This is a genomic window from Polynucleobacter sp. 15G-AUS-farblos (assembly GCF_018882445.1).
GTDB lineage: Bacteria > Pseudomonadota > Gammaproteobacteria > Burkholderiales > Burkholderiaceae > Polynucleobacter.
On record NZ_JACVOM010000005.1, the window covers coordinates 115,739 to 142,523 of the forward strand.

The window sequence follows — 26,785 nt, forward strand, 5'->3', positions numbered from 1 at the left end:
AGAACTATATTCCATAGGATAGAACACAATGCATTCTGCGTCAACTGATGTTTTGATTAGCGAAGTAGGCCCTCGCGATGGTTTGCAGTCGATTAAGTCCATCATGCCAACTGCTCAAAAGAATCTATGGATCGATGCTTTGTATCGGGCTGGTCTGCGTGAGATCGAGGTGGCTTCCTTTGTACCGGCTAAGCTATTACCGCAAATGGCAGATGCCACTGAGGTCGTACAACATGCCAAAACACTTCCTGGTTTGACGGTGATGGCCTTGGTGCCGAATTTGAGGGGCGCTCAAACTGCCATTGAGGCTGGTGTACATAAATTAACCATTCCTGTTTCCGCTAGCGCTGCGCACTCTCTTGCTAATGTTCGTAAAACACGGGAGGAGATGGTTGAAGAAGTCAGAAAAATTGTTGACTATCGCAATCAATACGCTCCACATATCAAGGTAGAGGCTGGCATTGCCACTGCGTTCGGTTGCACCCTCCAAGGATTGGTTGCAGAAGATGATGTCATCTGGATGGCTGAGCAGGTCATTGCCGCTGGTGCAGATGAGTCCGGCTTATCAGACACTACAGGCTATGCCAATCCAGCGCAAATCAAACGATTATTTAAACGCCTCAAAGCTGCCATCGGAAATAAAGCTGGTGCAGCGCATCTTCACAATACCCGGGGCTTAGGTCTCGCAAATTGTTTGGCTGCTTTCGAAGAGGGTGTTACCTCATTCGATTCCTCAATGGGTGGCTTAGGCGGCTGTCCTTATGCACCTGGGGCTTCTGGAAATGTTGTCACTGAGGATCTGGTCTTTATGTTTGAGGCAATGGGTATTAAGACAGGCATTAACTTGGATTTGCTATTTGAAGCACGCAAGCCTTTGCAGGCAGGTGTCCCAGATGAAATGATTTACGGCATGGTGCCTGAGGCGGGAACCCCAAAGGGATTTGTCCCAGCGAGCCAAGGGAGCTTTTCATGAGCGATAAGAATCATCTCCCTTATGAAGGGATTCGCGTAGTGGAATTTACCCATATGGTGATGGGCCCAACCTGCGGAATGATTTTGGCTGACCTAGGAGCTGAGGTTATTAAAGTGGAGCCAATTGATGGTGATAAGACCAGAAATTTATTAGGTTCTGGAGCAGGTTTTTTCCCCATGTTCAATCGCAATAAAAAAAGCATTGCAGTTGATATGAAAACACCAGCTGGACTAGAGTTGGTTAGAAAACTAGTGGCTACTGCAGATGTCATTAGTGAAAACTTTAAGCCGGGCACCATGGCAAAGTTGGGTTTAGATTACGAAACCTTAAAAACAACCAATTCCCAATTGATTTATGTTTCACACAAAGGATTTTTACCGGGTCCATATGATCATCGCACTGCTTTAGATGAAGTGGTCCAAATGATGGGTGGTTTGGCCTATATGACCGGTCCCGAAGACAGGCCATTGAGAGCGGGATCCTCTGTCAATGACATTATGGGAGGCGTCTTTGGTGCCATTGGTGTGATGGCGGCATTAAGACAACGAGAATTGACTGGTGAAGGACAAGAAATTCAGAGCTCTCTGTTTGAAAATAATGTCTTCCTAGTGGGTCAGCACATGATGCAATACGCCGTGACGGGTAATGCTGCTAAACCGATGCCAAGTCGTATTTCTGCTTGGGCTATCTATGATGTTTTTGAAGTAGCAGAGGGCGAAAAAATATTTTTAGCCGTTGTTACGGATACTCAGTGGAAAATTTTCTGTGATGTCTTTGGTTTTGTAGATTTATATGCCGACCCTAATCTCAAACTCAATAATCAACGTGTTCAGGCAAGACCCACTTTGATTCCGGAGATCAAAAAACGCTTAGCGGGCTTTACGGCAAAAGAGATAACGGCTATTTTTGAAACAAATGGACTCCCTTTTGCACCCATTACAAGACCTGAGCAATTATTTGATGACCCCCATCTGATGGCAACGGGTGGTTTAGCACCCATTACTTTGACGGATGGCCCTAGAGCTGGCAGTCAAACAACAACACCATTGATGCCATTGATGATGAATGGAAAAAGACTGGGAGTACGTTTAAATCCACCGAAAGCAGGGGAGCAAACAAACGATATCTTGGGTGAACTTGGTTACAGTGCAGATCAAATGCAGAAGCTCTCATCTGATGGTGTAGTTGCCTAGTCCTGAATGGTGGATGCAACTCGTCTGGTAATTTTTGGCGGGTGCGCATCGATATGAAAATCATGGCGCTCCTCTTGCATCATGAGATCTTCGGTGGTGAATCGATCAAATCTTCTTAAGTAATCAGCCCAAGTTTCAAAGACAAAGTCTTCTACAAATCGACCTGGATGCTCTGCATCTTCAAACAAGCTCCAGGAAAGTGCGCCTTGTTTTAAGCGAGACTTCCTTGTTTTGGCCATGAGCTTCTTAAATTCTTCCGCTTTTTCTGGCAAAGTCTGATACTCAATGGAGATCATGATGGGCCCAGCATGTAAATCGATATCCGCTCCAGCATGAGGACGTTCAATTGGACAGACTGGTGTGAAATCTTCCAATGGATGTTGATCGATTCTGTATTTGCGTAGAAAAAATAATACGATTAATCCAAAAATTGAACTCAGCACAATGCTGATAACAACATCAAACTCATCAGCCAGCCTACCCCAAACTGCAGCACCTGCTGCGCTTCCTCCCATTAAACCCATTTGGTAGATTGACATTCCTCTTGCTCTGACCCATCCAGGAAGAGTGAGTTGAGCTGAAGTGGTTAATGAGTTGGCAATACTAATCCAGGCCGCACCGCAGATCAGCATGAAAAATGCACCCAGCCAAATATTGGGCGCAAGGACTACGCCAACTGAAGTAAACGCAAGAACAAATAGACCGTAACTAATCAGATCGGTTGATTTGATGTATTTTCTTAAGCGAGGTAATTGGGATCCCGCGATGATGGCGCCCAAGCCTAAGCAGGCAAGCAAAAGGGTGAAGGTATGAGCATCACCATCAAAGTGCGTCTTAGCAATTACTGGCAGAAGTGCAATTAGTCCGGTTGATTGAAAGAAAAATAAGAACGCACGAAAAATAATATTGCGCATCCGATTGGACTGCCATGCGTACTGCATGCCTACACGCATAGCACCCACAAATCGCTCTCCTGGCAATGTGCTGACGTAGCTCTGATATCTCCAGCGCATGATTACCACGGTTGTGATCACACATAAAATCATGTTCAAGGCAAATACATAGGTACTGCCTGCTAATGCAATGATGGCGCCAGCAGTAAGTGGACCCACAATGCGTGAAGTATTCATGGCAATCGCATTGAGTGCTAGCGCGGAGGAAAGAGATTCTCTCGGGACGATCTCTGGAACAATGGCAGCAAAGATGGGCCAGCGCATCGCCAGGCCAATGCCGTTGGTAAAAGTGAGAAGAAGCAATAAGTAAGGATTGAGTACGCCAAAGACCAAAGACAGCATCAGAACAGTTGCATTGATTGCTAACCAAATCTGTGCAAAAACAAAATAGTGTTTGCGGTTAATGATGTCAGCAAGTGCGCCGCTTGGTACACCCAATAGTAAAACGGGCAAGCTTGAGGCCGTTTGTACTAGTGCAATGAGGGTTGCCGATGTCGTTAACGATGTCATAGTCCATGCCGCTGCCACATCGTTCATCCACATGCAGATACTGGCTGTTAACCAGGTTAACCATAGGTTACGAAATACCGTATGCCTCAGTGGCGCAAGCCATCCCTCGGAGATTAAGGGTTGGACTTGCAGTTGCTTCATGGTCTGATCTTAGACGCGTTCAATGACCATGGCGATACCTTGACCTACACCAATACACATGGTGCATAAGGCATATCGTTTTTGCTGTTCTTCTAGTTCGACAAGAGCAGTAGTAATGAGGCGCGCACCGCTCATGCCTAAGGGATGCCCTAAAGCGATGGCACCCCCATTCGGGTTAACACGCGCATCATCATCGGCTACGCCCAATTCTCGAAGCGTAGCAAGACCTTGCGCAGCAAAAGCTTCATTCAGCTCAATCACATCGATCTGATCAATAGTCATTCCTAAGCGTTTGAGTAGTTTTTGGGAGGCTGGTGCGGGCCCAATACCCATAATGCGTGGCGGTACTCCCGCAGTAGCCATCCCCACTATTTTTGCTCTGGGTTTAAGGCCATATTTTTGAACAGCTTCTTCACTAGCGAGCAGGAGGGCGCATGCACCATCATTGACGCCAGAGGCATTGCCAGCAGTGACTGTGCCATCGGGGCGCACAATCGGTTTGAGTTTGCTTAGTACATCAATCGTGGTAGCACGCGGATGTTCGTCTTGAGAAACGACTAGCGGCTCTCCTTTTTTCTGAGGAATAACAACCGGAGTAATTTCTTTTGCAAGTCGTCCACTAGCTTGAGCTGCAGCAGCTTTGTTTTGGCTTCTGAGTGCCATCTGATCTTGGTCTGCCCGATTGATCTTGTAGTCATCCGCAACATTTTCAGCAGTCTCAGGCATGGAATCTACGCCATGAGCACTTTTCATGAGCGGGTTGATAAAACGCCAACCAATAGTGGTGTCTTGAATAGAATGGTTTCTAGAAAACGCAGAATCCGCTTTACCCATCACATAGGGTGCGCGGCTCATGCTTTCTACGCCTCCTGCAATGGCGAGTTCAATTTCACCAGCAGCAATCGCTCTAGCGGCGGTACCCACTGCATCCATGCCGGATCCGCATAAGCGATTGATTGTTGCGCCCGGTACGTTCGGGGATATGCCGGCTAGCAGCGCACTCATGCGGGCGACATTGCGATTATCTTCGCCTGCTTGATTGGCGCACCCATAGATGACCTCATCTACTTCATCCCATTTCACCTGAGGATTGCGCTGCATTAATGCTTTGATTGGGACGGCGCCCAAATCATCAGCGCGAACGCCAGATAATGATCCACCATAGCGGCCGATGGGGGTTCTGATTGCATCACAGATATATACAGTGTTCATGATTATTAATTAGCCTAGTTTGATTTTTTGAGCTCAAGCTCAATCTTATCTTTTAATTCAAAAAGTGCAGGAGCATAGCTTTCCAAAAGTTCGTTTAATTTACTTTCTGCAGGAGTGCTTAGATTAAGTGATGCATAACTGCCATTGAGTAGCTGAACTGAAGTAGAGATTGCTGAAATTTCAGGGAGCCATGTAGCAACACAATACCCTTTATTTGACATTGATTCTATGGCCTCTTGAATTTCTTTTTCTATTTGCGTCCAGTTTTTAATTTTCTGATTTTTCAATTCGAGAAGTAGCTGCTTTCTACTATGGGGATCAAGCTTTGCGATCCATGCCCTCCCTAAAGAGGTTCGCTCAATTGGCACCCTTTGGCCGGCCGCCACTGTTCTCAAAGCAACATTCTTGGTGTAGCGTATCGATTCTAGATAGACCATTTCGAGTCGATCAGCCACCGCAAGGCCAACATTGAGTTTTAACTTTTCAGAGGCCTTACGCATGAGTGGTTCAGCCAGCTTGATCTCAGTTGAACCTGTTTTGAAGGCATGACCAAGGCAAAGGACCGTTGGTGCTAAGCGGTAGGCCTGTCGAGCTGAGTCATGCTCTAAAAACCCGGACAGAACCAAGGTTTGGGTAAGGCGACTAATGGTGGAGGGGGGTAAACCGGTCCGTTCCGCGATTTCGCTATTGCCCAACAGGCCCATGCCAGGCTTGAAGCAGCGCAGGATTTCTATCCCCCTAATCAGGGAGCGGTTTGTTTTGGAGTTTGGCTTAGCTAATTCCATCTGGTGGAATTAAACCATAAATTGGGGATAGATTTCAGCCATACTGCTTTAACCATAATCAAACCAATACCAGTGGAGACTAATGTGCTTTCTAAGGCCGCAAGTTCAAAACATTTAAACCTCGTTGCCGGAGCTTTATTTAGCTTAACGGCTCTATTCATTCACTCGCATGCAAAAGCTGCATACCCAGATAAGCCTATTAAGGTGATCGTGCCCTTTGCCCCGGGAGGCGGAACTGATCTCGTTGCCAGAACTTTGGGTATATCGATGGCCGAAGATTTGCGTCAGCCTATCGTGATTGAAAATAAGCCTGGTGGCAGCACCATGATTGGCACTGAAGCACTTGCAAAGAGTCCTGCTGATGGTTACACGCTAGTGGTTGCAACTCTGGCGCATGCAGTTAATCCCAGTTTAAAAGCAAAGCTGCCTTATTCACAAGATAAAGATTTCGCTCCAGTGATTTTGGTTGGCGTCTCTCCAAATGTAGTGGTGGTATCGGCGAATAGTCCTTACAAAACCTTTCCAGAATTTCTTGCGGCTGCAAAAGCCAACCCTGGAAAGTTATCGTATGCATCGCAAGGTGGCGGCACTTCAGCACATCTAGCTGGAGAGCTATTCAATTCACTGGCTAATACAAAATTGACTCATGTGCCTTACAAGGGTGCTGGTCCTGCATTAACAGATGTTATTGGCGGTCAAGTTGATGTGATGTTTGCAACTGCATCAGCGGTGGGTAGTTTGGTGGATGGCGGCAAATTGCGGGCGCTTGCTGTTACAACCCCAGCACGCTCACCCTCGCCGCAATTATCGATGTTGCCAACGGTTGCAGAGAGTGGCGTGCCAGGATATTCCGCTGGAAGTTGGTATGGTTACTTTGCTCCTGCTGGGACTCCGCCCGATGTGATTAATAAGTTAAATGCATCCATTAAAAAAGCATCACAGTCTCCAGCCTTTAAGGCGCGCGTTGAAGGGGAGGGTCTAGTGGTCAGAGCTGGAAGTCCTGAAGAATTTGGAAAGTTTGTTAAGGCTGAAGAGTTGCGTTGGCGTACCGTTATCAAAGACGCCAACATCAGCCCAGATTAAAAATACTCGCTAGGAAAAAAATGACATACCAATTAATTGAACTTTCAGTTGAGCAAGGTATTGCTACCTTGCGCCTCAATCGTCCTGAAAAACGGAATGCGATGAGTGACGATATGCGCTCTGAATTGATTGAAGCTTTAGAGATGATTACGGCAGATAAATCCATTCGTGCGTTGGTCTTAACTGGCAACGGCAAAGGTTTTTGCGCAGGCGGCGATATCTCTGGCATGGAGAAGCGTATGCAGGCACCAGCTGGAGAGCTTGCCTATAACGGCTGGCATCGTCAGCAACGCGTTCATCATGCAGTTTCTCTTTTGCACACCATGCCAAAACCAACCATTGCAGCTGTGAATGGGCCAGCATCTGGTTTGGGCGCGGACACAGCATTAGCATGCGACTTCATCATTGCTTCTGAAGGTGCGAATTTCACCTGGTCATACATCAACCGCGGGATTATTCCTGACGGAGGTGGTATGTACTTTTTGCCAAGACGTGTGGGCCTAGTGAAGGCTAAAGAACTCATTTTCTCGGGCAGGAAGGTAGATCTTGAAGAGGCTGCCCAAATCGGCATCGTCGATAGGGTTAGTAAGTCAGAGGCATTGGTAGCTGATGCACAAGCTTGGGCGAAAGAGTTAAGTAAAGGTTCTGCTACTGCGCTTGCATTAGGTAAGACGATCTTGAATCAAACCTTTGAAACCACTGCTGCCCAAGTCTTTGCACAAGGAAGTCAGGCTCAAGGTATTTGCTATACCAGCACTGAGCATCGTGAGTCTGTCATGGCCTTTCTGGAAAAAGCCGCCGCTGCTAAGAAATAAATAAGGTTAATAGATGAGTAATGCAATTCAAAAATTGATGGAGCCTCGCAGTATTGCGGTTATTGGCGCATCAACTGATCCGAAAAAAACTGCAGGAAGGCCTATAGCTTATTTGCAGAAACACCACTTCAAAGGAAAAATTTATCCTGTCAATCCTAGGGTAGAAGAGATTGCAGGTTTGAAGTGCTACCCAGATATTGGATCTCTACCTGAGACCCCCGATGTTGCCATCATCATGGTGGGAACAGATAAGGCGCTGAGTGCAGTTCAGGAGTTATCTCAACGCGGTACACCTGCAGCGATTGTTTTAACCAGTGGCTTTGCAGAGCACGGACCAGAAGGTTTAAAAAAACAAGAAGAGTTGATTGCTGCTGCTGGCGCAATGCGCATCCTGGGGCCTAATACGATTGGCATGGTCAATGTAACTGATGACATACCTTTGTCTCCAAGTAGCGCCTTAGAGATGGATGAATTTCCAAAGGGTGGTGTTAGCGTGATCTCACAAAGTGGTGGCATTTTGGGGTCGCTGCTATCACGTGCGGCAGCTTCAGGCTTAGGACTTTCAAAATTGGTTTCCACTAGCAATGAAGCTGACTTAGGTATGGCTGATTTTGTTAATTATTTAGTTGACGATGCTAGTACTAAAGTAATCGTGCTGTATATCGAGAGTATTAGACATCCAGAGCGATTTCGTGCAGCAGCTTTAAGAGCTAGGCAGGCCGGCAAGCCGATTGTGGTTTATAAGGTTGGCAAATCCGAAGCGGGTATTAAAGCAGCGGTTTCTCATACTGGTGCCTTAGCTGGCACTGACAAAATGTATGACGCCTTATTTAAGCAAACTGGAATTATTCGCGCCAATAAATTCTCTGATTTTTTGGATATACCAGCAGCGCTTTCTTCTGGAAGGGTTCTCAAGGGTAAGCGGGTTGCCATTTTGACCTCTACTGGTGGAGCGGGAACCTTAGTTGCTGATAGTCTAGGTGAGTGGGGTTTTGAAACACCAGTACCCGATGAAAAAACGGCTGCAAGACTACGCGCCTTGCAGCCGGGTGATCAAGCAGTGTTAGACCGCAATCCGATTGATGTCACCCTAGCTGGTTTGCAACCCGATTTGCTGCGTGGCGCTATCAGCGCATTGCTGGACAGTCCAAGCTACGATGCTTTGATCTTGATCTTAGGTTCTTCGAGTCTATCGATGCCCGACTTGATGGCGGGGGCAGTGCGTGATTGCATGCAAACTAGTGAGAAGCCTGTCATTGCTTATGTCAGCCCCCATGCGCCTATTGCCGGAGCGCTCATGACGAAGTTGGGTGTACCTGCATTCTCACAGCCTGAAAGTTGTAGTGTGGCCTTATCGAGCATGTTGCATGCTAGTAGTCTGCGTGGCGGTATTACTGCTACGGGTTCGCAATCTACTATTCCTAAGGCTCTTGATGCTTCACTGTTGCATGGATCCTTGAATGAGCATCAGGCAAGGAATCTCTTTGCGGCTTTTGGTATTCCGGGAGTTCGTGAAACCGTAGTCAATGCGCAGCAGCCGAATTTAGACGCCGTGAATGATTTAGGTGAAAAATGCGTTCTCAAAATTTTGTCAAATGAGATTACGCATAAAACTGAAGTGGGTGGCGTTGCGTTAAATATACCTATTGCAGAAATTGCAGAAAAGCTTCATGCCATGGCGGCGGAAGTGAAAATAAAGTCTGGCGCGGACATAGAGCAGTTTCTCGTTCAAGAAATGGCTTCAGGTGGAATGGAGTTCATGGTGGGAATGCACCGTGATCCTCTGGGCACAGCTATTTTGGTTGGTATGGGTGGGGTTACGGCAGAACTTTTTAAAGATACCAATATGCGTTTGATTTCTCCTGGAAAAGCATTGAGCTCAGCAGAGGTATTGGAGATGCTACAAGAGTTAAAAACATGGCCCTTGCTAGATGGCTATCGCGGCAGACCCAGGTGTGATGTCGATGCTTTAGTCAACGCGATTGTTCAATTTTCAACCATGGTTGCTGCTATGGGTGATCGCTTGATTGAATGTGAAATCAATCCTATCTTTGTATTTCCTGCAGGTCATGGGGTAAAGGCTGCAGATGGCATTGCTGTTTTGAACTAAATAAAGCCCATTCATTGAAATGACTCAGGACCTAGCGATTAGAACCCAACATATCCCTTACCAAGAGGGAAGTGTAGCTTGGCATGAGTTTGGCGAACCGATACCACATCGTAAGCCATTGGTTTTATTGCATGGTGGTCATGGTAGCTGGGAGCATTGGGCCCGCAATATTGATACTTTGTCACAGCACTTTCATGTGTTTGTACCAGATATGCCGGGCTTTGGTGAGTCATCATTTATTGATAGTCAATTTCAGCCAGGAATCATCAACCCCATGATTGCCACCATGAATACCTTGCTTGGTGAGCATCAGGAAGTGGATATTGCAGGCTTCTCGTTTGGCGGTTTTGTTGCTGCGCATATGGCCAATCAGCGTCAGGGCATTGCTAAGCTTGCACTGCTAGGTAGCGCTGGCCATGGAGGTCCTCGTCGCCCAAGAGGTGAGCTCTTAGCTTGGAAGGAGATTTATGCAAGCGGGGATACGGCTCAACTTAGTCAGGTCATGCGAGAGAATCTCTTTTTGCAAATGATTAGCAGCTATGACAGGATAGATGCGCAGGCTATCCGCATTCATCAAGACGCTTGTGTGGCGACACGTTTTAAAAGTAAGCCTATTGCAAGACCAGGTGGTTTAGCAGAGCAACTAGAGAAATATACTGGCCCCGTATTGCTGATATGGGGTGAGCATGATATTACTTGTACACCAGAATATTTAATTGAAACACTCGTCACTGGACGACCCAATAGGTCAAAAGAGCTTGTTGTTGACTCTGGTCATTGGGTTCAGTATGAAAAATCGGATCAAATTAACACTACATTGATTCAATGGTTTGAGTCGGCATAAGAATATGACAAGCAAAATCCAAATTCATCACGATGCAGATGTCATGGTGATTACCGTGAATAATCCGCCAATCAATGCGGGGTCAACTGAGGTTCGTAAAGGCTTGCTAGATGCAATTCATCTTTTCCAAAGCGATCCTAATCTAGCTGCTGCCGTCATTATTGGAGGTGGCAGCACTTTTATTGCTGGCTCAGACATTAAGGAATTTTCTCAACCTCTAGCAGAGCCTCATTTACCAAGCGTGATTGCTGCCATTGAAGATTGTCCTAAAGTGGTGGTGTGCGCTTTGCATGGCGCCGCTTTGGGTGGTGGCTTTGAGTTGGCTTTGGGTTGTGATGCTCGCATTGCTTTAGAGGGAGCGGTAGTTGGTTTGCCAGAAGTCACCCTAGGGATTATTCCTGGAGCTGGCGGCTCGCAGCGACTGCCAAGATTGATCGGGATTGAGAAGTCAATTGAACTGATTTGCGGTGGTATTCGTATTAAGGCGGCAGAGGCACTCAAGCTGGGCATCATCGATAAATTGGTTGCAGAGGATTTATTAGGCAATGCCATTGCTTATGCGAGATCACTGATTGGTAAAAAATCCCGTATACGTGATTTAGTAGCACCGCAGGCAGAAGCTGAGAGCGTCCTTGTAGCCTCACAAAAGGCTCTGAAGTTAGCCAAGAATCGTCCTAATGTTCATCAGGCAATACAGATGATCACTAATACGATGAGTATGCCAATCGATTTGGGTCTTGCTACTGAGCGTGAAGTATTTCAGAAGCTAAGGGTGGGCACAGAGGCGAAAGCCCTGAGATATCAATTTTTTGCAGAACGTAAGTTATTCAAAGCGCTTGGCGGAAAAGAATCTAAGCCCAAGGATTTTCAGAGCATTGCAGTCATTGGTGCAGGCACTATGGGCTCCGGAATTGCGATGGCCTGTTTATCGGCTGGTTACTCCGTGCTGATGTTAGATCAAAATGAAGCTGCTCTTCAAAATGGCATCAAGAAAATAAGAGATTTTTATGATGCTCGTGTAGCTGGTGGTAAGTTGGCTGCTGATAAGGCAGCAGCATTACTTAAGCGCTTTACATTTTCTACACAATGGGCTGATATTGCTGTCGCAGATTTAGTGATTGAGGCAGTATTTGAGGATATGCAAGTAAAGCATGCGGTATTTGAACAAATAGATGCAAACGCGAATCCACAAGCATTGTTAGCCTCCAATACATCCTATTTAGATATTGATGCCATTGCAGCGAAAACTCAAAATCCATCCCGTGTATTTGGATTACATTTCTTTAGTCCAGCCCAAGTGATGAAGTTAATTGAAATCGTGCGTTGTCAAGCAACTGATCCCAGTGCGATCGCCGCTGGTTTGCAGTTTGCAAAACGCTTAGGTAAAACTCCAGTAATTAGTGCGAATGCTTTTGGATTTATTGGCAACCGGATTTATGCTGCATATCGGCGTCAATGTGAATTTATGCTCGAAGAAGGGGCGTATCCAGAACAAATTGATCAAGCGCTAGAAGAGTATGGTTTTGCTATGGGCCCTTTTGCAGTGGCAGATATGTCTGGTTTGGATATTGCCTGGGCAATGCGCAAAAGTTTAGCGGCCACTCGGAATCCAGATCACCGCTACGTGAGTATTCCAGATACTTTGTGCTTGGCAGGACGCTTTGGACGTAAAACGGGCTCAGGTTATTACCAATACCTACCAGGGACAAAATCCGGCGTGGTCGATCCTGTAGTTAAGAGTGTGATTGATGAGGCTAGCGCAGCTAAAGGAATCACGCGTCGCGCCTTTACATCACAAGAAATTGTTCAGCGGGTTTTATTGGCGATGATGAATGAAATCGCCCATTTGGCATCTGAAAAAGTGGTGGGCGATGTGACGGACTGCGACATAGCGCTTGTAAATGGCTATGGATTTCCACGCTGGTGTGGTGGTCCTGTATTTATTGCGCATGAGATGGGTAAAGAAAAGCTGAGTGCTGAGCTAGAAACCTTGGCCAAGGTGAGTGGTCCTGGCTTTGTTAAGGCTGAGCTTAGTGGTTTATTTGAGTCAGACGGTTCGGAATAAGGAAAGCATCAAATGCATATTGTGATTTCTGATGACCATCAAGACTGTATTCGCGATCTTGCTTGTTTTGATAAGCTCAAAGATCACACTGTTCGCATTCATAACAATAGCGTGACTGAGTTAGAGGCTCTTGTCGAGCGCTTTCAAGATGCTGAAGCTATTGTTCTGATTCGTGAGCGTACAGTCATTACAAAAGAATTACTGGATCGTTTGCCAAAATTAAAAGTCATATCTCAAACAGGAAAAATGGCATCCCATGTTGATCTAGAAGCTTGTAAAGCTAAGGGTATTGTTGTGATGGATGGACGAGGTTCAGGCGCTGCAACGGCTGAACTCAATATGCTGCTGATCTTGGCTGCACTCCGTAGACTCGTAGAAGAGGTTACTAGATTACAAGGTGGGCAGTGGCAGGGCTACTTGGGTGATCAGTTATCGGGCAAAGTTTTGGGTGTCTATGGCTTTGGTCGAATTGGTAAGCAAGTTTGCCATTTGGGGAAAGCCTTTGGTGCACGCCCACTGGTATGGGGTCGTGAGAGCAGCTTACAAAAAGCCCAGCAAGAAGGATTCGCTGTGGCAAGCAGTAAAGCGCAGTTCTTCTCTGAGAGCGATATTGTCTGTTTACAGCTGAGACTGAATGAGGATACGCGCTACATTGTTACGGCTCAAGATTTGGCTCTCATGAAACCAAGCTCGCTACTAGTTAATGCAAGTCGCGCTGAATTGATAGCGCCTGGAGCATTGGTAGCTGCGCTTAAGAAGGGGCGTCCTGCTTATGCAGCGGTTGATACCTATGAGTCAGAGCCTGTGCTGGGCGCTAACGATCCACTCTTGCACCTACCAAATTGTTTGTGTACTCCTCATATTGGTTTTGTTGAAAGAGATAACTATGAGGCGTACTTTGGGATTGCCTTTGACAATATTAATTCCTACGTAGCGGGTTCACCGCAAAACTGTGTGAACTAATGCAACTCAGTAATCACCCTATTTATTAGAGAAAGTTAAAAATGGATTTTCATTTAACCAGTGAGCAAAGAGCGTTTGCAGATGCAGTATCTAAGTTTGCTGAAAAGGAATTGGCTCCTGGTGCTCTAGAGCGTGCTCATAGCCCTGAATACCCTTGGGCAATTGCCCAGAAGATCAGTGGCCAAGGCTTGCTTGGAATTGCTTTTGCTGAAAAAGATGGTGGTATGGGCGGCACGCTAATGGATGCTGTGATTGCCATTCAGGAGGTTGCATTGCATTGCCCAAAATCAGCTGACGTTGTTCAAGCAGGTAATTTTGGCGCGATTCGCACCTTTGTTGAGTACGCCAGTGAGTCACAAAAAGAAAAATACCTCCCCGATTTATTGGCAGGTAAAAAAATTCTAGGCTTGGGTATGAGTGAGCCGGGTGCCGGATCGGCGGTTACTGAATTGGCTACATCTGCAAAGAAAGTAGATGGGGGCTATTTAATTAATGGCTCAAAAGTATTTTCTACGCATAGTCCTGAGGCTGGCGTGTTCTTGGTATACGTTCGTTTTGGTCCTGGCTTAGATGGTATCGGTTCTGTCTTAGTTGATCGCGATGCACCTGGTTTAACAGTCGGCCAACCGAATAGCTTTATGAGTGGTGAAGAGTGGTCGCAGTTGTATTTTGAAGACTGTTTTATTTCTGATGATGGCCTTTTGCTCGGACCTGGTGGATTTAAAAAGCAAATTAGCGGATTTAATGTGGAGCGAATTGGTAATGCATCTAGAGCACTTGCCTTGGGGCGCTACGCATTTAATAAGGCGAAAGAATATGCTTCTGTCCGCGAGCAATTTGGTAAGCAAATTTGTGAATTTCAGGGAATTCAGTGGAAGTTTGCAGATATGGCCGTTAAATTGGATGCGGCCCAGCTCATGCTCTATAGGGCGGCTGTGAATGCCGAAGAAGGTCTCCCTTCAGCCTATGAAACTACAGCAGCTAAGCTCATTTGTAACAATACCGGCTTTGAAGTGGCCAATGAAGCCCTACAAATTATGGGGGCAACTGGTTATAGTCAGGAGACCCTAGTAGAGTATTGCGTAAGACGTACCCGCGGCTGGATGATTGCTGGCGGATCGATCGAGATTTTGAAGAATAGAATTGCAGAAGAAGTATTTGATAGACGTTTTAATCAACGAGCAAAGTAGTCGCAGTAATTTATTAAAAAAATTTAAAAAATTAAAGAGACATTCATATGAAATTGATCAAGCAAATAGCAATATCTTTCGGTTGCGCTTTGGTTTTAGTATCCAACGCGTTCTCTCAGGGAGCGGGTACCTATCCTGATAAGCCAATCAAAATTATTGTTTCCTTCACTGCTGGGGGAACAACGGATATTTTGGCTCGTGAGGTTGGTAATCAAATGAGCATTCGTTGGAAAGTTCCTGTAGTTGTGGAAAATAAACCTGGCGCTGCTGGTAACTTGGGCACAGAGATTGTTGGCCGCGCTGCTCCAGACGGTTACACCTTGCTCGCTAGTTCAATTGGGCCAATCTCAATCAACCCAACTCTGTTCGGAAATTTGCCCGTTAATCCTCAGAAAGCCTTACAACCAGTAGCACTCTTGGGTGACGTTCCGAATATTTTGGTCGTACCTGCTACTAGCGGTATTAAAAACTGGAAAGAATTTACGGCTTATTTAAAGGCAAATCCAGGTGCAATTAATTATGGCTCTACCGGAATTGGTACTACTGCTCATTTAATTAGTTATTTGTTTGCTCAAAAATTAAGTGTGGAGGCCTTACATATTCCTTACAAGGGCGCTGAGGCAACACGTGATTTAGTAGCAGGTCGTTTGCAGTTTATGTTTGCAACAGCACCATCTGTAGTTCCCTTGATTAAAGCAGGACAGCTCAATGCTATTGCCGTGTCCACCAAGAAGAGAATTAGTGCGCTTCCTGATTTGCCTACCTTAAATGAGTTGGGGGTGGATATTGCTACTGGTGCTTGGTTTGGTTTCTTTGCGCCAGCAGGCACTAATCCAGCCATCATTAAGAAGTTGAATGAAACCACCTTGAGCATTTTGGAAGAGCCTGCCATTAAGCAGAAGTTGCTTGGATTGGGTGCTGATCCGGTGCCCATGAATGTTCAGGAATTTACCAAGTTTGTCCAAAATGACTTTGCTTTATGGGCGCCAATCGTGAAGGCATCTGGGGCTAAACCTGAATAGACCATGACCCTTTTACAAGAATTTGGGCGTTTTATAGAAGCTAGTTACCAAACTAGCTTCTCTGCTGCAACGCTCCATAGTGCTCGCCGTGCTTTGTTGGACTGGCACGGCGCCCTCATTGCAGGTGCCGATACCGAAGCCGCTTCTCGATTAAGAGAGGCGTATGGGGATGAGTTTGGTGTGGGGCATTGTTCAGTTGCGGGCAGTCAAAAAAAGGTATTTGCGAGAGCAGCTGCATTTATGAACGGCACCATCTCGCATATTGCAGAATTTGATGACATCTTTAGAGATGGTGCTTACCATCCTGCATGCCCAACTATTTCTGCAGTGTTTGCTTTAGCAGAGTCACGTAATGATTCGGTTGAGGATCTTTTAGCTGCCATCATTATTGGCTATGAAGTCTCTACACGGATTAGTAAGGTCATTCAACCAAGTCACTATCAATATTTTCATACGACTGGGACTGTAGGCGTATTTGGTGCCGCTGCAGCTTGTGCTCATCTACTGAGATTAAATGCTTCTCAGGCGTGTGATGCTCTGGCTACAGCTGGAACCTTTGCCAGCGGCCTGCAGCAGGCGTTTCGTTCTGACTCCATGACTAAGCCTATGCACCCAGGCCATGCAGCTGAGGTGGGCTTGAACGCAGCTTTACTGGCTCAAGCTGGCATGACGGGCACTCCCGATTTACTTGAAGGTGATGCTGGTTTTGGTGCTGCTCTTTGTGAAAATCCGAGATGGAATGAGTTGTTTATCGATCTCGGTTCAAGCTGGAACATCGAGCAAATGACCTTTAAGAATCATGGATGTTGTGGACATAATTTTCCTGCGATTGATGCTGTATCGCACTTGCTTAATGAACACCAAATTGATCCAGAGCAAATTCAGAAAATTCGGGTGGGTGGCTATAAGGCCACTACAGAAGTATGTCGCTATGTTCATCCTCAAACACCATTCGAGGCTAAGTTTAGTTTGACCTATACCGTATCCGCTCGGATTATTCTCGGGCGAGTACGAGAGCGCGCATTCTTAGAAACAGCGCTAGCTAATCCGAAGATTCGGTCCATGGAAGAGAAGATTGAGTTGAGTATTGATCCTGAATGCGCTGCAAAATTTCCGCTTCACCGATCAGCGAAGGTGGAGATTGAAATGAATGATGGTTCGATCTATGCGCACCATCAACATACTCGCCATGGAGATCCAGACGAGCCTTTAACGGATCAGGAGTTAGTGGATAAATTTCACGAATTGGCAGAGCCAAGGGTTGGCCTACAAGTAGCTCAAACCCTCTCGGGTGAGCTGCTCGGGGGATCTGGTTTGTCAGTGCGAGATTTAACTAAATTATGGTCAAAAATGAGTTATTGACCATTTAAATAACTAAAATAATCTTAGTAAATCATCAGGTAAATATCATGACTTTAGGACGCTTAAAACTACCTTCACTGAAAGATCAAGTGACGCCAGAAGAGTGGAAAGCTCGGGTCGATTTGGCCGCTTGTTATCGCTTGATAGCGCATTACGGTATGTCGGACATGATGGCCAATCACATCACGATTCGTGTGCCTGGTGAAGAGGGTGCTTTTTTAACGAATCCCTACGGCATGATGTATGAAGAAATGACGGCATCTTGTTTTCTGAAAATCAATCATGAGGGAGAGGTTTTATTTAAACCTGACTTTGGTGACTTGAACTATGGCTTTAATAAGCCAGGGTATATTTTGCATAGCGCCGTTCATAAAGCACGCCCTGAAGTAGATTGCGTCATTCATACGCACACACCTGCAGGTATGGCGATCTCTTCTCTCAAGTGTGGCTTGCTCCCCATCAATCAAACAGCGATGCGCTTCCTAAAAATTAGCTACCACGACTATATGGGCGTGGTGTTAGATATGGCCGAACAAGAAGTATTGGTTCGTGATTTAGGTAATGCTGAGGCGATGATTTTGCGTAACCACGGTTTATTAACTGTGGGTAGAACAGTCGGCGAAGCTTTTAACTGGATGCATCGCCTTGAAAGCTCCTGCCGTGCTCAGTTAGCGGCAATGGCCTGTAATACACCTCTCCAAGAAGTTTCCCCTGCGATATTGGAGGAGACTTATATGAACTACCAACCGCAAACTCGCAGGCCTTATGGTTTGATGGAGTGGCCTGGTTTGTTGCGTATGGTTGAGCGCATGGATCCCAGTTTTAAGGACTAAGTCAAGAGTAGCCAATTTGATGTAGCATCACTACTGGAGTTTCTTAATCCGATCTCTAGTAAGTGGCAGCAAGCCAAGTAGTAACAATAAAAATATAAAAGCATCATCGCTAATAGCTGGAGACAAATATGCAGAAAACTTTTTTCCAAAGATGGACCTTTGGGGCTCTCGTGCTCTGCTGCTCTTTTTGGGCTAGTGCACAGACTTATCCGAATAAGACGATTACTTTAATAGTTCCTTTTGCGCCAGGCGGCAATATCGACGTAGTTGCTCGATCAATTGCACCCTCATTGGCTAAAGCAACTGGTCAAACTGTGGTGGTTGAAAACAAAGCTGGGGCCGGTGGTGCCATTGGTTCAACTTATGTTGCTAGAGCGGAGCCGGATGGGCACACTTTGTTGGTGGCAACGACGAATACGATTTCAGTATTGCCTTATATGCTCAAGACTCCACCATATAAGCCAGATGGTTTTGAGCCAGTTAGTCTCGCAGCAGTCACCCCCTTGGTATTAGTGGTCCGCAAAGATGACAAGCGCTTTCCAAATGCAAAAGCACTATTGCAGGCAGCAAAAGGCACGCCTGGTTCAGTGTCGGTTGGACACGCTGGTCAGGGTACATCGAATCATATTGCTATCTTGCGTATGGAAGATGCGACTAAGGCTAGCTTTAATGTCATTCCTTACAAGGGATCTGCACCAGCTCTTACGGATTTAATGGGTGGTCAAATTGATTTTGTTGTAGATCAAATAACGAGCTCAAAACCCTTTGTAGATTCTGGAAGCCTGCGTATCTTGGCGGTACTTTCTAAAGACCGTGATCCAGCCCTGCCAGATTCGCCTACCTTACGTGAAGCAATGGGGGTTGATTTAGATGCCAGTACCACTGCCGGTATCTTGGCGCCTTTAGGTACTCCGCCAAGCGTGGTGAAGTCCTTGAATGCTTCACTCAGAAAAGCGATTGACGATAGCGGCGTGCGTGGGCGCTTAAGGGTTTTGGGTAGTACTGCACAATCTTCTACTCCTCAAGAGTGGGCAGCCATGCTAAATCAAGAGTCATTAAATTCTCAAGCTTTAGTACAAGCTGGAAAAATTAAGGCTGAATAAATTAGATGACTAGGATTTGTTTGCCTCCCCAGGCCGAGTACACAGCGATTAACTTTTCCGTTCCTGCTGGGGCTTGCGATAGCCACGTCCATATTTTTGGACCTTTTGCACGCTTTCCTTTGGCGGAGGATCGCAGCTATACCCCTCAGGAATTTTCTCCCGATCAATTTATTGCCCATCTAGATCATATTGGTTTTACAAGAGGGGTCTTGGTGACCGCCAGTGTTTGTGGCACGAATAATGGTTCTTTATTGCAGGGCTTGGAGCAGTACCCAGACCGCCTTAGAGGAGTAGTCGTGCCGGACATCAACGTCAGCGATCGAGAGTTAGATCAATGGCATGCCTTGGGTGTGCGAGGTGCTCGCTTCAATCTGTTGCAGATTGACGGCAAGCCGATGTATCGCAATGGAGTCGGTTTAGAGGTCTTGAAAAAATTGGCACCGAAGTTTGCTGAGCGTGGTTGGCATGCCCAGATCTGGGCGCATGCACCTGATTTGCCAGAGCTGGCCCCACAACTGCTTTCCTTGGGATTGCCATTAGTCATTGATCATATGGGCCGCATGAATACTAGTCATGGATTAAATAATCCAGGCTTTCAGTTTTTGTACAAATTACTTGCCGAAGGAAAAGGCTGGGTAAAAATTTCTGGGGCTGATCGAATTGGCAATGTGAAGCAGGGTTATCAAGACGTTGACCCATTTGCAAAAGCACTTTTAGAAGCTAACCCTGAGAATGTAGTCTGGGGAACTGACTGGCCACATATTAATTACTTTGACCCAGCCTTAGTTCCTGATGATGGCAATCTGGTGAATTTGTTATCACGCTGGATTGATAAGCCGCAAGACCTTGAGCGTGTTTTGGTTAGCAATCCAGCGCGCCTTTACGATTTTCCAAAGCTCTGAGTAAGCGATGCGTATCTTAGTTAGCCCGAAAGCATTGCCTGATTTGCAAAAGCTTGTCAAAAATTCATCTGATTTAGATGTGGAGTTTCTGAATAGTGATGAGCAAACACCAGGTGTGCAATTTGATGCTGCTCTGATATCAAGAGATGTCACGGCAACATCGACTAAACAAAAAGTTATTCCTTCTACACAGTCCTTTTATGATTTATTGCTTAATTCACCTGACTTAAAGTGGGTTCAGATTCATTCAGCTGGTGCCGATCGCCAAATTTACTTAGATCTGATGAAGCGCGGCGTGACGATTTCGGGATCCTCGGGAGTTAATGCGCCGATCGTGATGCAAAATGCCATAGCCGGAATACTGATGTTGGCTAGGCAATTTCCAAGAATGCTCAAGGCCCAAGCAGAGCGTCGTTGGGATCCATTAATTAACTATCCATTGCCGCCAGACTTGGCTGGACAGACTGCTGTCATTGTTGGCCGTGGCCCCATAGGGGATGGCATTGCGAAGGTCTTGCAGGTATTAGGGGTCAATACAATTTCCGTAGGATTTAATGCTGCGTTAAAAGATCAAGCTCTCTCTGAATTGGCTTCTTCTAAGATAGTGCATATTTCTCAATTAAAACAAGTACTGCCGCAAGCCCAATGGCTTGTACTCGCTTGCCCCTTAAGTAATGAGACTCGTAATCTGATCGATCAATCCGCAATCGATTTATTGCCAGATGGCGCTCGCATCATCAATATTGCTCGGGGTGAAATTATTTGTGAAGCTGATCTCATTTCCGCATTACAAAGTGAGAAGTTAGCTGGTGCCTATCTCGACGTATTTACCTCTGAGCCTTTAGATGTTCAGTCACCTCTATGGGGTATGGATAAGGTCATTGTGACCCCCCATTCTGCCGGCCATTCAGCAGGAAACGAGGCACGCGTTTTAGAATTATTTGTTGAAAATCTGCGTTTGTTTGCCCATGGTCAAGTATTAAAAAATCAAATAGCGGCTTAATGCCATCCTCTAATCCATCCCTTTATTAATCGAGTAATTCTGATGCCTCACATGCCCGCTTCTACTGCTTTATCCCGTTTTCGCGTGATTGATTTAACTCAGGTACGCGCTGGCCCTACTGCTTGTCGTCAACTAGCGGACTGGGGTGCTGATGTCATTCAAGTGCAGATGCCTGATCACATGCGTGGTGATGACACCCTCGGGGGTCAAGATGGTTCGGATTATCAATATACCCATCGCAACAAGCGTTCCATTACCCTCAATCTGAAGGAGCCAGAGGGGATTGCAATCCTAAAGCGTCTAATTGCCAGCGCTGATGTTGTCGTGGAAAACTTTCGCCCCGATGTGAAGTTTCGCTTAGGGATTGATTACGAAACTTTGAGCAAAGATCATCCCGGTTTGATCTACGCCAGTATTTCTGGATTTGGACAAAGCGGCCCGCTATCTCAACGTCCGGGCTTTGATCAAATTGCTCAGGGGATGAGTGGCTTAATGTCCGTAACTGGTAAGGCAGGAGATGGCCCTATGCGAGTGGGCATCCCCATTGCCGATTTATGCGCAGGCATTTTTGCTGCCCAAGGAATCTTAGTGGCCTTATTGGAGCGTGATGCTTCAGGTAAAGGACAGTGGTTGCACACCTCTTTATTGGAATCCATGATTTACATGATGGATTTCCAGAACTCTCGTTGGCTGATCGATGGAGATATCCCCACTCAAGCTGGCAACTATCACCCAACCAGTATTCCGACTGGGGTTTATAAAGCCAAAGATGGTTATATGAATATCGCTGTATTTGGATCAAAGATTTGGGAGCGTTTCTGCGATATTCTCGGTGCACCTGAATGGGTTGCTGATGAGCGCTATAAAGATAAGCAAGGTAGATCGATAAATCGAGATTCAATTAATGCAGAAATTAATCGTCGCCTAGCTGCCCAAGACTGCGCATATTGGGTTGAGCGTTTTAATGAGGGTGGTGTTGCCTGCGGTTTGATTAACGATGTCAAAGGGGTTTTCGAAGAGGCTCAAGTGCAGCATCTCGGAATCGTGAAAGATGTTGTATCGATTCATCATGGTCCTCAAAAAATGGTTGGCCAGCCAATGCAGCTCACGCGCACACCTAGTACTGTCGCGCGTTCTGCTCCAAAACGTGGTGAGCATAGTGAAGAAATTTTGAAAGAGATCGGTCTAGAAGCGGCTGAACTCTCGAATCTGAAAGCAAAGGGAGTTTATTAATGAGCGCAGTTACTTACCAATCTATTACTGAGCGAGTCAAAGTTTGGTTAGATGAAGATGGCAGTACTTTACAAATTCAATTTAATAATCCTGATCGCCATAATGCGCTTTCAGTAGATATGTGGGAAGCAGTCGTGCCTCTTCTTAGCACCGCTGAGAGCGATGACCGAATTCGTTTGGTGGTATTTAGTGGAGCGGGTGAGAAAGCATTCGTATCGGGTGCTGACATTACTCAGTTTGAAGATCTGCGTGCAGCTCAAGAAGCAGTAGCTCGCTATGAGTTAATGGCAGAACAAGCTCTAATGGGTATTTATAACTTTAGTAAACCCACACTCGCTTGCATTAAGGGTTACTGTATTGGTGGCGGCGTTAATGTGGCAATGAGTTGCGATATTCGGATTGCCAGTAGCGATGGGGTATTTGCTATTCCAGCAGCTCGCCTGGGTTTGGGTTATCGCTATTCAGCTTTGAAAAACTTAGTGGATCTAGTTGGTCCTGCCATGGCAAAGGATCTGTTTTTCACTGCTAGGCGGATTGATGCCAATGAGGCACGCAATATTGGCCTGATTACACGCGTATGTGAGACTAGTGAGCTGCCGGCTGTGCAGGCGGAATACAAAAAAGCCTTGGCAGAGAATGCCCCAATTACAGTGCGTGCAGGTAAGGCCATCATTGCTGAGATCCTAAAAGCCTCACCTGAGATTGATCACGATAAGTGCCGTCAGTTAATTAAGGATTGTTTCGAGAGCGAAGATTACTCAGAAGGTCGTCGCGCATTTATGGAAAAGCGCAAACCGGTATTCCGCGGCAAATAAAAAATATTAGAAAGTAAAAGATGAAGTCATATTGGATGCAAAGCGATGGCGTCAATGCGGATATCGAGTTACGTAATGTAGATATACCCACCCCTGGTCCTGGTCAGTTATTGGTGAGGGTACGGGCTGCGGGTTTAAATCGAGGAGAATTTATTCTGAGCCATGGCTTACATAAGGCGGGTACTGCAAAGCAGATTGGTATGGAGGCGGCTGGTGAAGTAATCAGCTGCGGTCCTGGAGTGACTGGTTTTAAGCCAGGAGATCGAGTGATGGGCCGCTGCCCCGGAGCCTTTGCAGAATATGCTTTGATGTCAGAGCCAGAAACTATGGCGATGCCAGCATCACTCAATTGGGAGCAAGCAGCGGCATTGCCACTGACATCATTGGTAGTATTTGATATGTTGGTGGTGCAGGGTAATTTAAAGCCGGGCGAATGGGTATTTGTCACCGGGGTTACCTCAGGAGTGGGTGTTTCTGCGCTCACGATGGCAAAAGCATTGGGTGCAAAAGTCATTGGTACTTCAGGCTCTCAAGAAAAATTAGATCAACTTAAAGTGCTGGGCTTGGATCTGGGTATTTGCACGAGAGAGCCAAACTTTTATGATGCCTTAATGAAGGCGACAGACGGCAAGGGAGTGGATTTAGTTGTAAATACCGTTGGTGGATCAGTATTTGCTGAGTGTATTCGTGCGATGGCATTTCAGGGACGCCTGGCAACCGTAGGTTATGTAGATGGCGTGTTAAAAGCAGAAATGGATATTGAAGCTTTACATGCGAAACGTTTGAAGTTGTTTGGAGTGTCAAATAAGTTACGTACTGCAGAACAACGCGCTGCGGCAATGCCGGATTTCAAGAAACTCATTCTGCCGCTCGTAGATTCTGGAAAAATCGTGCCCGTGATTTATAAAACCCTGGCTTTTGAGCAACTACTTGAAGCAAAGGTCATCATGGATACAAATCAACATCTTGGAAAAATTATCTTAGCTGGAACACAGGAGAAATCATCATGAATCGAACTACATTACTTTTCGCAGTTGTATTGGGAATATGTTCATCAACTGTATATGCGCAAGCCTATCCCAATAAACCCATTAAGTTGGTTGTCGGGTTTGCACCTGGCGGCGCTGCAGATTATGTCGCTCGCAATATCAGCATTCCTTTAGGTCAAGCCTTGGGTCAGTCGATTGTGATTGAAAATAAACCAGGCGCGGGCTCTAGCATTGCTGCTGAGCAGGTTGCTAAGTCAGCACCAGATGGCTACACCATCTTAATAGCGAGCCCCAGCAGTATTTCAGTTAATCCAGCCTTAAGTCCTAAGCTGGGATATAAGCCAAGCGACTTCCAGCCTATTACTAAGATCACCAGCTCCCCTGTAGTCATCGCGGTCAACCCTAATACAGGTATTAATTCTATAAAGGAATTGATTACTAAAGCGAAGCAGAATCCTGGTGCACTGAACTACGCTACTTCAGGTAATGGCTCTGCTCCCCATTTAGCAGCGGCATTATTTAGCCAAGAAGCGGATGTGAAGATGACGCATATTCCATTTCGTGGTGGATCCTTGGCAATTCAGTCGGTGATAGCTGGAGATACTCAACTCACCTTTGGAACGCCACCTTCTGTGCTCCCAATGATTCAGGCGGGTCGTCTAAAGGGCCTTGCGATTTCAGCAAAAGAGCGTTCGCCTCTTGCGCCAAGCTTACCTGGTATGAGAGAAGCAGGACTTCCAGACTATGCTATTGAATTTTGGTATGGTTTATTTGTTCCAGTGGGCACGCCACCAGCAATCGTGCAAAAGATATTTGATGCTGCACAAACTGCTTTAAAGCAGCCTAATGTCAAAGCCGCATTGGAACGAGAGGGTACAGATGTTTCTTTATCTACTTCACCCGCTCAATTCGTAAGATTTTTGGCTGAAGATGAGAAATTTTGGATCAAGCTAGTGAAGAGCGCTGAAGTCACTGTAGATTAACAGTAATTAAATCGAGCTAAAAACTAAAACGAGATAAAAAATGAAGATGAAAAAACTATTACTCCTAGTGCTAAGCGCTTTTTCCATTAGTGCTTCGGCAGCTTATCCTGATAAACCCATCACACTAGTTGTACCCGTTCCTCCGGGTGGAATCTTGGATGCGGTAGCGCGCATGATTACACCAGAGATGTCCAAAATATTGGGCCAGCCAATTGTGGTTGAGAATAAAACAGGTGCCGGTGGAAATATTGCAGCTACGGCAGTTGCTAAATCTGCTCCCGATGGATATACCCTGCTCTTGGGTTATTCGATGTTCCATGTAGGCAATCCCTCAATGTATGCAAACTTGGCTTGGGATCCGATCAGAGACTTTGCTCCAGTGAGCATGTTGGTTGTATCACCACATGTATTGGCTGTTAATCCATCTGTACCGGTGAATTCTTTACAAGAATTGGTAAGTTATGCCAAAGCCAATCCTGGAAAACTCAACTATGCCACTTCAGGTAATGGTTCCGTACCCCACATAGGGGTGGAGCTCTTCAAACAACAAAATCAACTCAATATTACGCACGTACCATATCGTGGTGCTGGTCCTGCAATGCTGGATGTGATTGCGGGTAATGTGCAAATGACAGTAGCAACACCACCTTCTTTAATGCAGTTTGTACAGCAGGGAAAAATGAAGGCATTAGCTGTTGCCGCTAAGAAGCGCATTCCACAAATGCCGGATGTGCCAACTTCTGCTGAGGCAGGATTTCCTGGTTTTGAGTTAGAGGCATGGATTGGAATCCTGGCTCCAGCAGGTACACCGCCCGCTATTGTTGCCACTCTCAATGATGCCGCTAGAACAACACTAAATAACCCACAAGTGAAAGCAGCTCTAGAAAAATCTGGTGTGGAGTTGCGTTATATGAATCCAACTCAGTTTGACGCCACCATTCGTAAAGATATTCAGTACTGGTCTAAGGTGATCAAGACTGCCAATATCACTGTAGATTAAATTAAGTCGGATTAAAATAAATGAATGATATGAATACCTCTACTCAATGGATTGAGCGAGCCAAGAAACTGGATTGTGCTGCTATTAGTGATGCGCTTGATCGTTCTGGAATTGTTGGTCAATGCTACAAAATTGCTGCTTGTGACCCGAAGTTTCGGATGGTAGGGCATGCTTATACTGTGCTATATCGCTTGGCCGTTCCAGGCGAGGAGGGGAATGTCGGTGAATATATCGATGATGTCCCTCCTGGTAATGTCATCGTGATCGACAATCAAGGTCGTGATGAGATGACCACTTGGGGCAATATCTTGACTGAAATGGCACACCAAAGAAAAATTGCTGGGACAGTTATTGATGGCATTAATCGCGACGTTTCTTTATGCCGTGATCTTAATTACCCAATTTATAGCAGCGGCTACTGGATGCGAACTGGTAAGGGAAGAATTCAGTTGGTTGGCTTGCAAGTCCCTGTAACAATAGGGGGCGTGAGCGTCAACCCTGGCGATCTAGTCTGCGGAGATCCAGATGGAGTGGTTGTGGTTCCAAGCACTATGCAAGAACAAGTATTCACTTATGCTGAAGAAATTGTTACAAGAGAAAATAAAGTGAGAAAGAGTATCCGAGAGGGTATGCGCATGGATGAAGCTAGAAAACTGCAAAAGTATCACTTCTTGCAAAGCCAGGATTACGATCAGAAGTAATC

At 46.0% G+C, this 26,785-nt stretch carries 24 protein-coding genes; 21 read left to right on the forward strand and 3 right to left on the reverse strand.

Going from position 1 to position 26,785, the window contains the following annotated elements; genetic code table 11:
• Positions 1–28 precede the first annotated feature (28 nt).
• Together ICN41_RS09365 and ICN41_RS09370 are read left to right on the forward strand one after the other, a co-directional pair.
• On the forward strand, positions 29–973 hold the full coding sequence (locus ICN41_RS09365) for a hydroxymethylglutaryl-CoA lyase (protein ID WP_216292662.1): 945 nt from the start codon (positions 29–31) through the stop codon (positions 971–973).
• Entirely contained in the window at positions 970–2,166 is a 1,197-nt protein-coding gene (locus ICN41_RS09370; RefSeq protein ID WP_216292663.1) for a CaiB/BaiF CoA-transferase family protein, read from the forward strand. The genes ICN41_RS09365 and ICN41_RS09370 overlap by 4 nt, the downstream gene beginning before the upstream one ends.
• Here the strand turns inward: ICN41_RS09370 and ICN41_RS09375 are convergent.
• The 3 genes from ICN41_RS09375 to ICN41_RS09385 are packed head-to-tail and all read right to left on the reverse strand — an operon-like array spanning position 2,163 to position 5,767.
• Positions 2,163–3,770 carry an MFS transporter gene (locus tag ICN41_RS09375; protein ID WP_216292664.1) on the reverse strand — a complete coding sequence of 536 codons (1,608 nt, stop codon included), beginning with the start codon at positions 3,768–3,770 and terminating at the stop codon, positions 2,163–2,165. The two genes, ICN41_RS09370 and ICN41_RS09375, sit on opposite strands and share 4 nt — an antisense overlap.
• Before the next feature lie 9 nt (positions 3,771–3,779).
• Complete coding sequence (gene pcaF, locus ICN41_RS09380; protein ID WP_216292665.1) at positions 3,780–4,982, reverse strand: 3-oxoadipyl-CoA thiolase; 1,203 nt, start codon at positions 4,980–4,982, stop codon at positions 3,780–3,782.
• 14 nt (positions 4,983–4,996) lie between these two features.
• Positions 4,997–5,767 carry an IclR family transcriptional regulator gene (locus ICN41_RS09385; protein WP_216292666.1) on the reverse strand — a complete coding sequence of 257 codons (771 nt, stop codon included), beginning with the start codon at positions 5,765–5,767 and terminating at the stop codon, positions 4,997–4,999.
• An 84-nt stretch (positions 5,768–5,851) separates the two neighbouring features.
• Here ICN41_RS09385 and ICN41_RS09390 point away from each other — a divergent pair, with 84 nt between their 5' ends.
• From ICN41_RS09390 to ICN41_RS09480, 19 genes are all read left to right on the forward strand, one after another.
• On the forward strand, positions 5,852–6,850 hold the full coding sequence (locus tag ICN41_RS09390) for a tripartite tricarboxylate transporter substrate-binding protein (RefSeq protein ID WP_216292667.1): 999 nt from the start codon (positions 5,852–5,854) through the stop codon (positions 6,848–6,850).
• 20 nt (positions 6,851–6,870) lie between these two features.
• A complete protein-coding gene (locus ICN41_RS09395) occupies positions 6,871–7,665 on the forward strand; it encodes an enoyl-CoA hydratase/isomerase family protein (protein WP_216292668.1) in 795 nt (264 codons plus the stop codon).
• A 13-nt stretch (positions 7,666–7,678) separates the two neighbouring features.
• Positions 7,679–9,775 carry an acetate--CoA ligase family protein gene (locus ICN41_RS09400; RefSeq protein WP_216292669.1) on the forward strand — a complete coding sequence of 699 codons (2,097 nt, stop codon included), beginning with the start codon at positions 7,679–7,681 and terminating at the stop codon, positions 9,773–9,775.
• A gap of 19 nt (positions 9,776–9,794) precedes the next feature.
• A complete protein-coding gene (locus tag ICN41_RS09405; protein WP_216292670.1) occupies positions 9,795–10,619 on the forward strand; it encodes an alpha/beta fold hydrolase in 825 nt (274 codons plus the stop codon).
• 4 nt (positions 10,620–10,623) lie between these two features.
• Positions 10,624–12,684, forward strand: a complete 2,061-nt coding sequence (locus ICN41_RS09410; protein ID WP_216292671.1) for a 3-hydroxyacyl-CoA dehydrogenase NAD-binding domain-containing protein — start codon at positions 10,624–10,626, stop codon at positions 12,682–12,684.
• Positions 12,685–12,696: 12 nt separating this feature from the next.
• On the forward strand, positions 12,697–13,647 hold the full coding sequence (locus ICN41_RS09415) for a D-2-hydroxyacid dehydrogenase family protein (protein ID WP_216292672.1): 951 nt from the start codon (positions 12,697–12,699) through the stop codon (positions 13,645–13,647).
• 41 nt (positions 13,648–13,688) lie between these two features.
• A complete protein-coding gene (locus ICN41_RS09420) occupies positions 13,689–14,837 on the forward strand; it encodes an acyl-CoA dehydrogenase family protein (RefSeq protein WP_216292673.1) in 1,149 nt (382 codons plus the stop codon).
• A gap of 47 nt (positions 14,838–14,884) precedes the next feature.
• Complete coding sequence (locus ICN41_RS09425) at positions 14,885–15,859, forward strand: tripartite tricarboxylate transporter substrate binding protein (protein ID WP_216292674.1); 975 nt, start codon at positions 14,885–14,887, stop codon at positions 15,857–15,859.
• A 3-nt stretch (positions 15,860–15,862) separates the two neighbouring features.
• A complete protein-coding gene (locus ICN41_RS09430) occupies positions 15,863–17,221 on the forward strand; it encodes an MmgE/PrpD family protein (protein ID WP_216292675.1) in 1,359 nt (452 codons plus the stop codon).
• 47 nt (positions 17,222–17,268) lie between these two features.
• On the forward strand, positions 17,269–18,054 hold the full coding sequence (locus tag ICN41_RS09435) for a class II aldolase/adducin family protein (protein WP_216292676.1): 786 nt from the start codon (positions 17,269–17,271) through the stop codon (positions 18,052–18,054).
• 128 nt (positions 18,055–18,182) lie between these two features.
• Positions 18,183–19,157 (forward strand): tripartite tricarboxylate transporter substrate binding protein, encoded by a 975-nt coding sequence (locus tag ICN41_RS09440; protein WP_216292677.1) that lies wholly within the window; start codon positions 18,183–18,185, stop codon positions 19,155–19,157.
• Between the two features lie 5 nt (positions 19,158–19,162).
• A complete protein-coding gene (locus ICN41_RS09445; protein ID WP_216292678.1) occupies positions 19,163–20,059 on the forward strand; it encodes an amidohydrolase in 897 nt (298 codons plus the stop codon).
• A 7-nt stretch (positions 20,060–20,066) separates the two neighbouring features.
• Positions 20,067–21,062: a D-2-hydroxyacid dehydrogenase gene (locus ICN41_RS09450; protein ID WP_216292679.1), complete on the forward strand. Its 996-nt coding sequence runs from the start codon at positions 20,067–20,069 to the stop codon at positions 21,060–21,062.
• 42 nt (positions 21,063–21,104) lie between these two features.
• Positions 21,105–22,295, forward strand: a complete 1,191-nt coding sequence (locus tag ICN41_RS09455; RefSeq protein WP_216292680.1) for a CaiB/BaiF CoA-transferase family protein — start codon at positions 21,105–21,107, stop codon at positions 22,293–22,295.
• Positions 22,295–23,110 (forward strand): enoyl-CoA hydratase, encoded by an 816-nt coding sequence (locus tag ICN41_RS09460; protein WP_216292681.1) that lies wholly within the window; start codon positions 22,295–22,297, stop codon positions 23,108–23,110. Before ICN41_RS09455 ends, ICN41_RS09460 begins: the two co-directional genes overlap by 1 nt.
• A 20-nt stretch (positions 23,111–23,130) precedes the next feature.
• Positions 23,131–24,120 carry a zinc-binding dehydrogenase gene (locus tag ICN41_RS09465; RefSeq protein WP_216292682.1) on the forward strand — a complete coding sequence of 330 codons (990 nt, stop codon included), beginning with the start codon at positions 23,131–23,133 and terminating at the stop codon, positions 24,118–24,120.
• Positions 24,117–25,082: a tripartite tricarboxylate transporter substrate binding protein gene (locus ICN41_RS09470; protein WP_216292683.1), complete on the forward strand. Its 966-nt coding sequence runs from the start codon at positions 24,117–24,119 to the stop codon at positions 25,080–25,082. The genes ICN41_RS09465 and ICN41_RS09470 overlap by 4 nt, the downstream gene beginning before the upstream one ends.
• Before the next feature lie 40 nt (positions 25,083–25,122).
• The gene (locus tag ICN41_RS09475; protein WP_216292684.1) at positions 25,123–26,082 is read left to right on the forward strand and encodes a tripartite tricarboxylate transporter substrate binding protein; all 960 of its coding nucleotides are present in this window, start codon (positions 25,123–25,125) and stop codon (positions 26,080–26,082) included.
• A gap of 29 nt (positions 26,083–26,111) precedes the next feature.
• On the forward strand, positions 26,112–26,783 hold the full coding sequence (locus tag ICN41_RS09480) for an RraA family protein (RefSeq protein ID WP_370629122.1): 672 nt from the start codon (positions 26,112–26,114) through the stop codon (positions 26,781–26,783).
• The last annotated feature ends 2 nt before the right edge of the window (positions 26,784–26,785 follow it).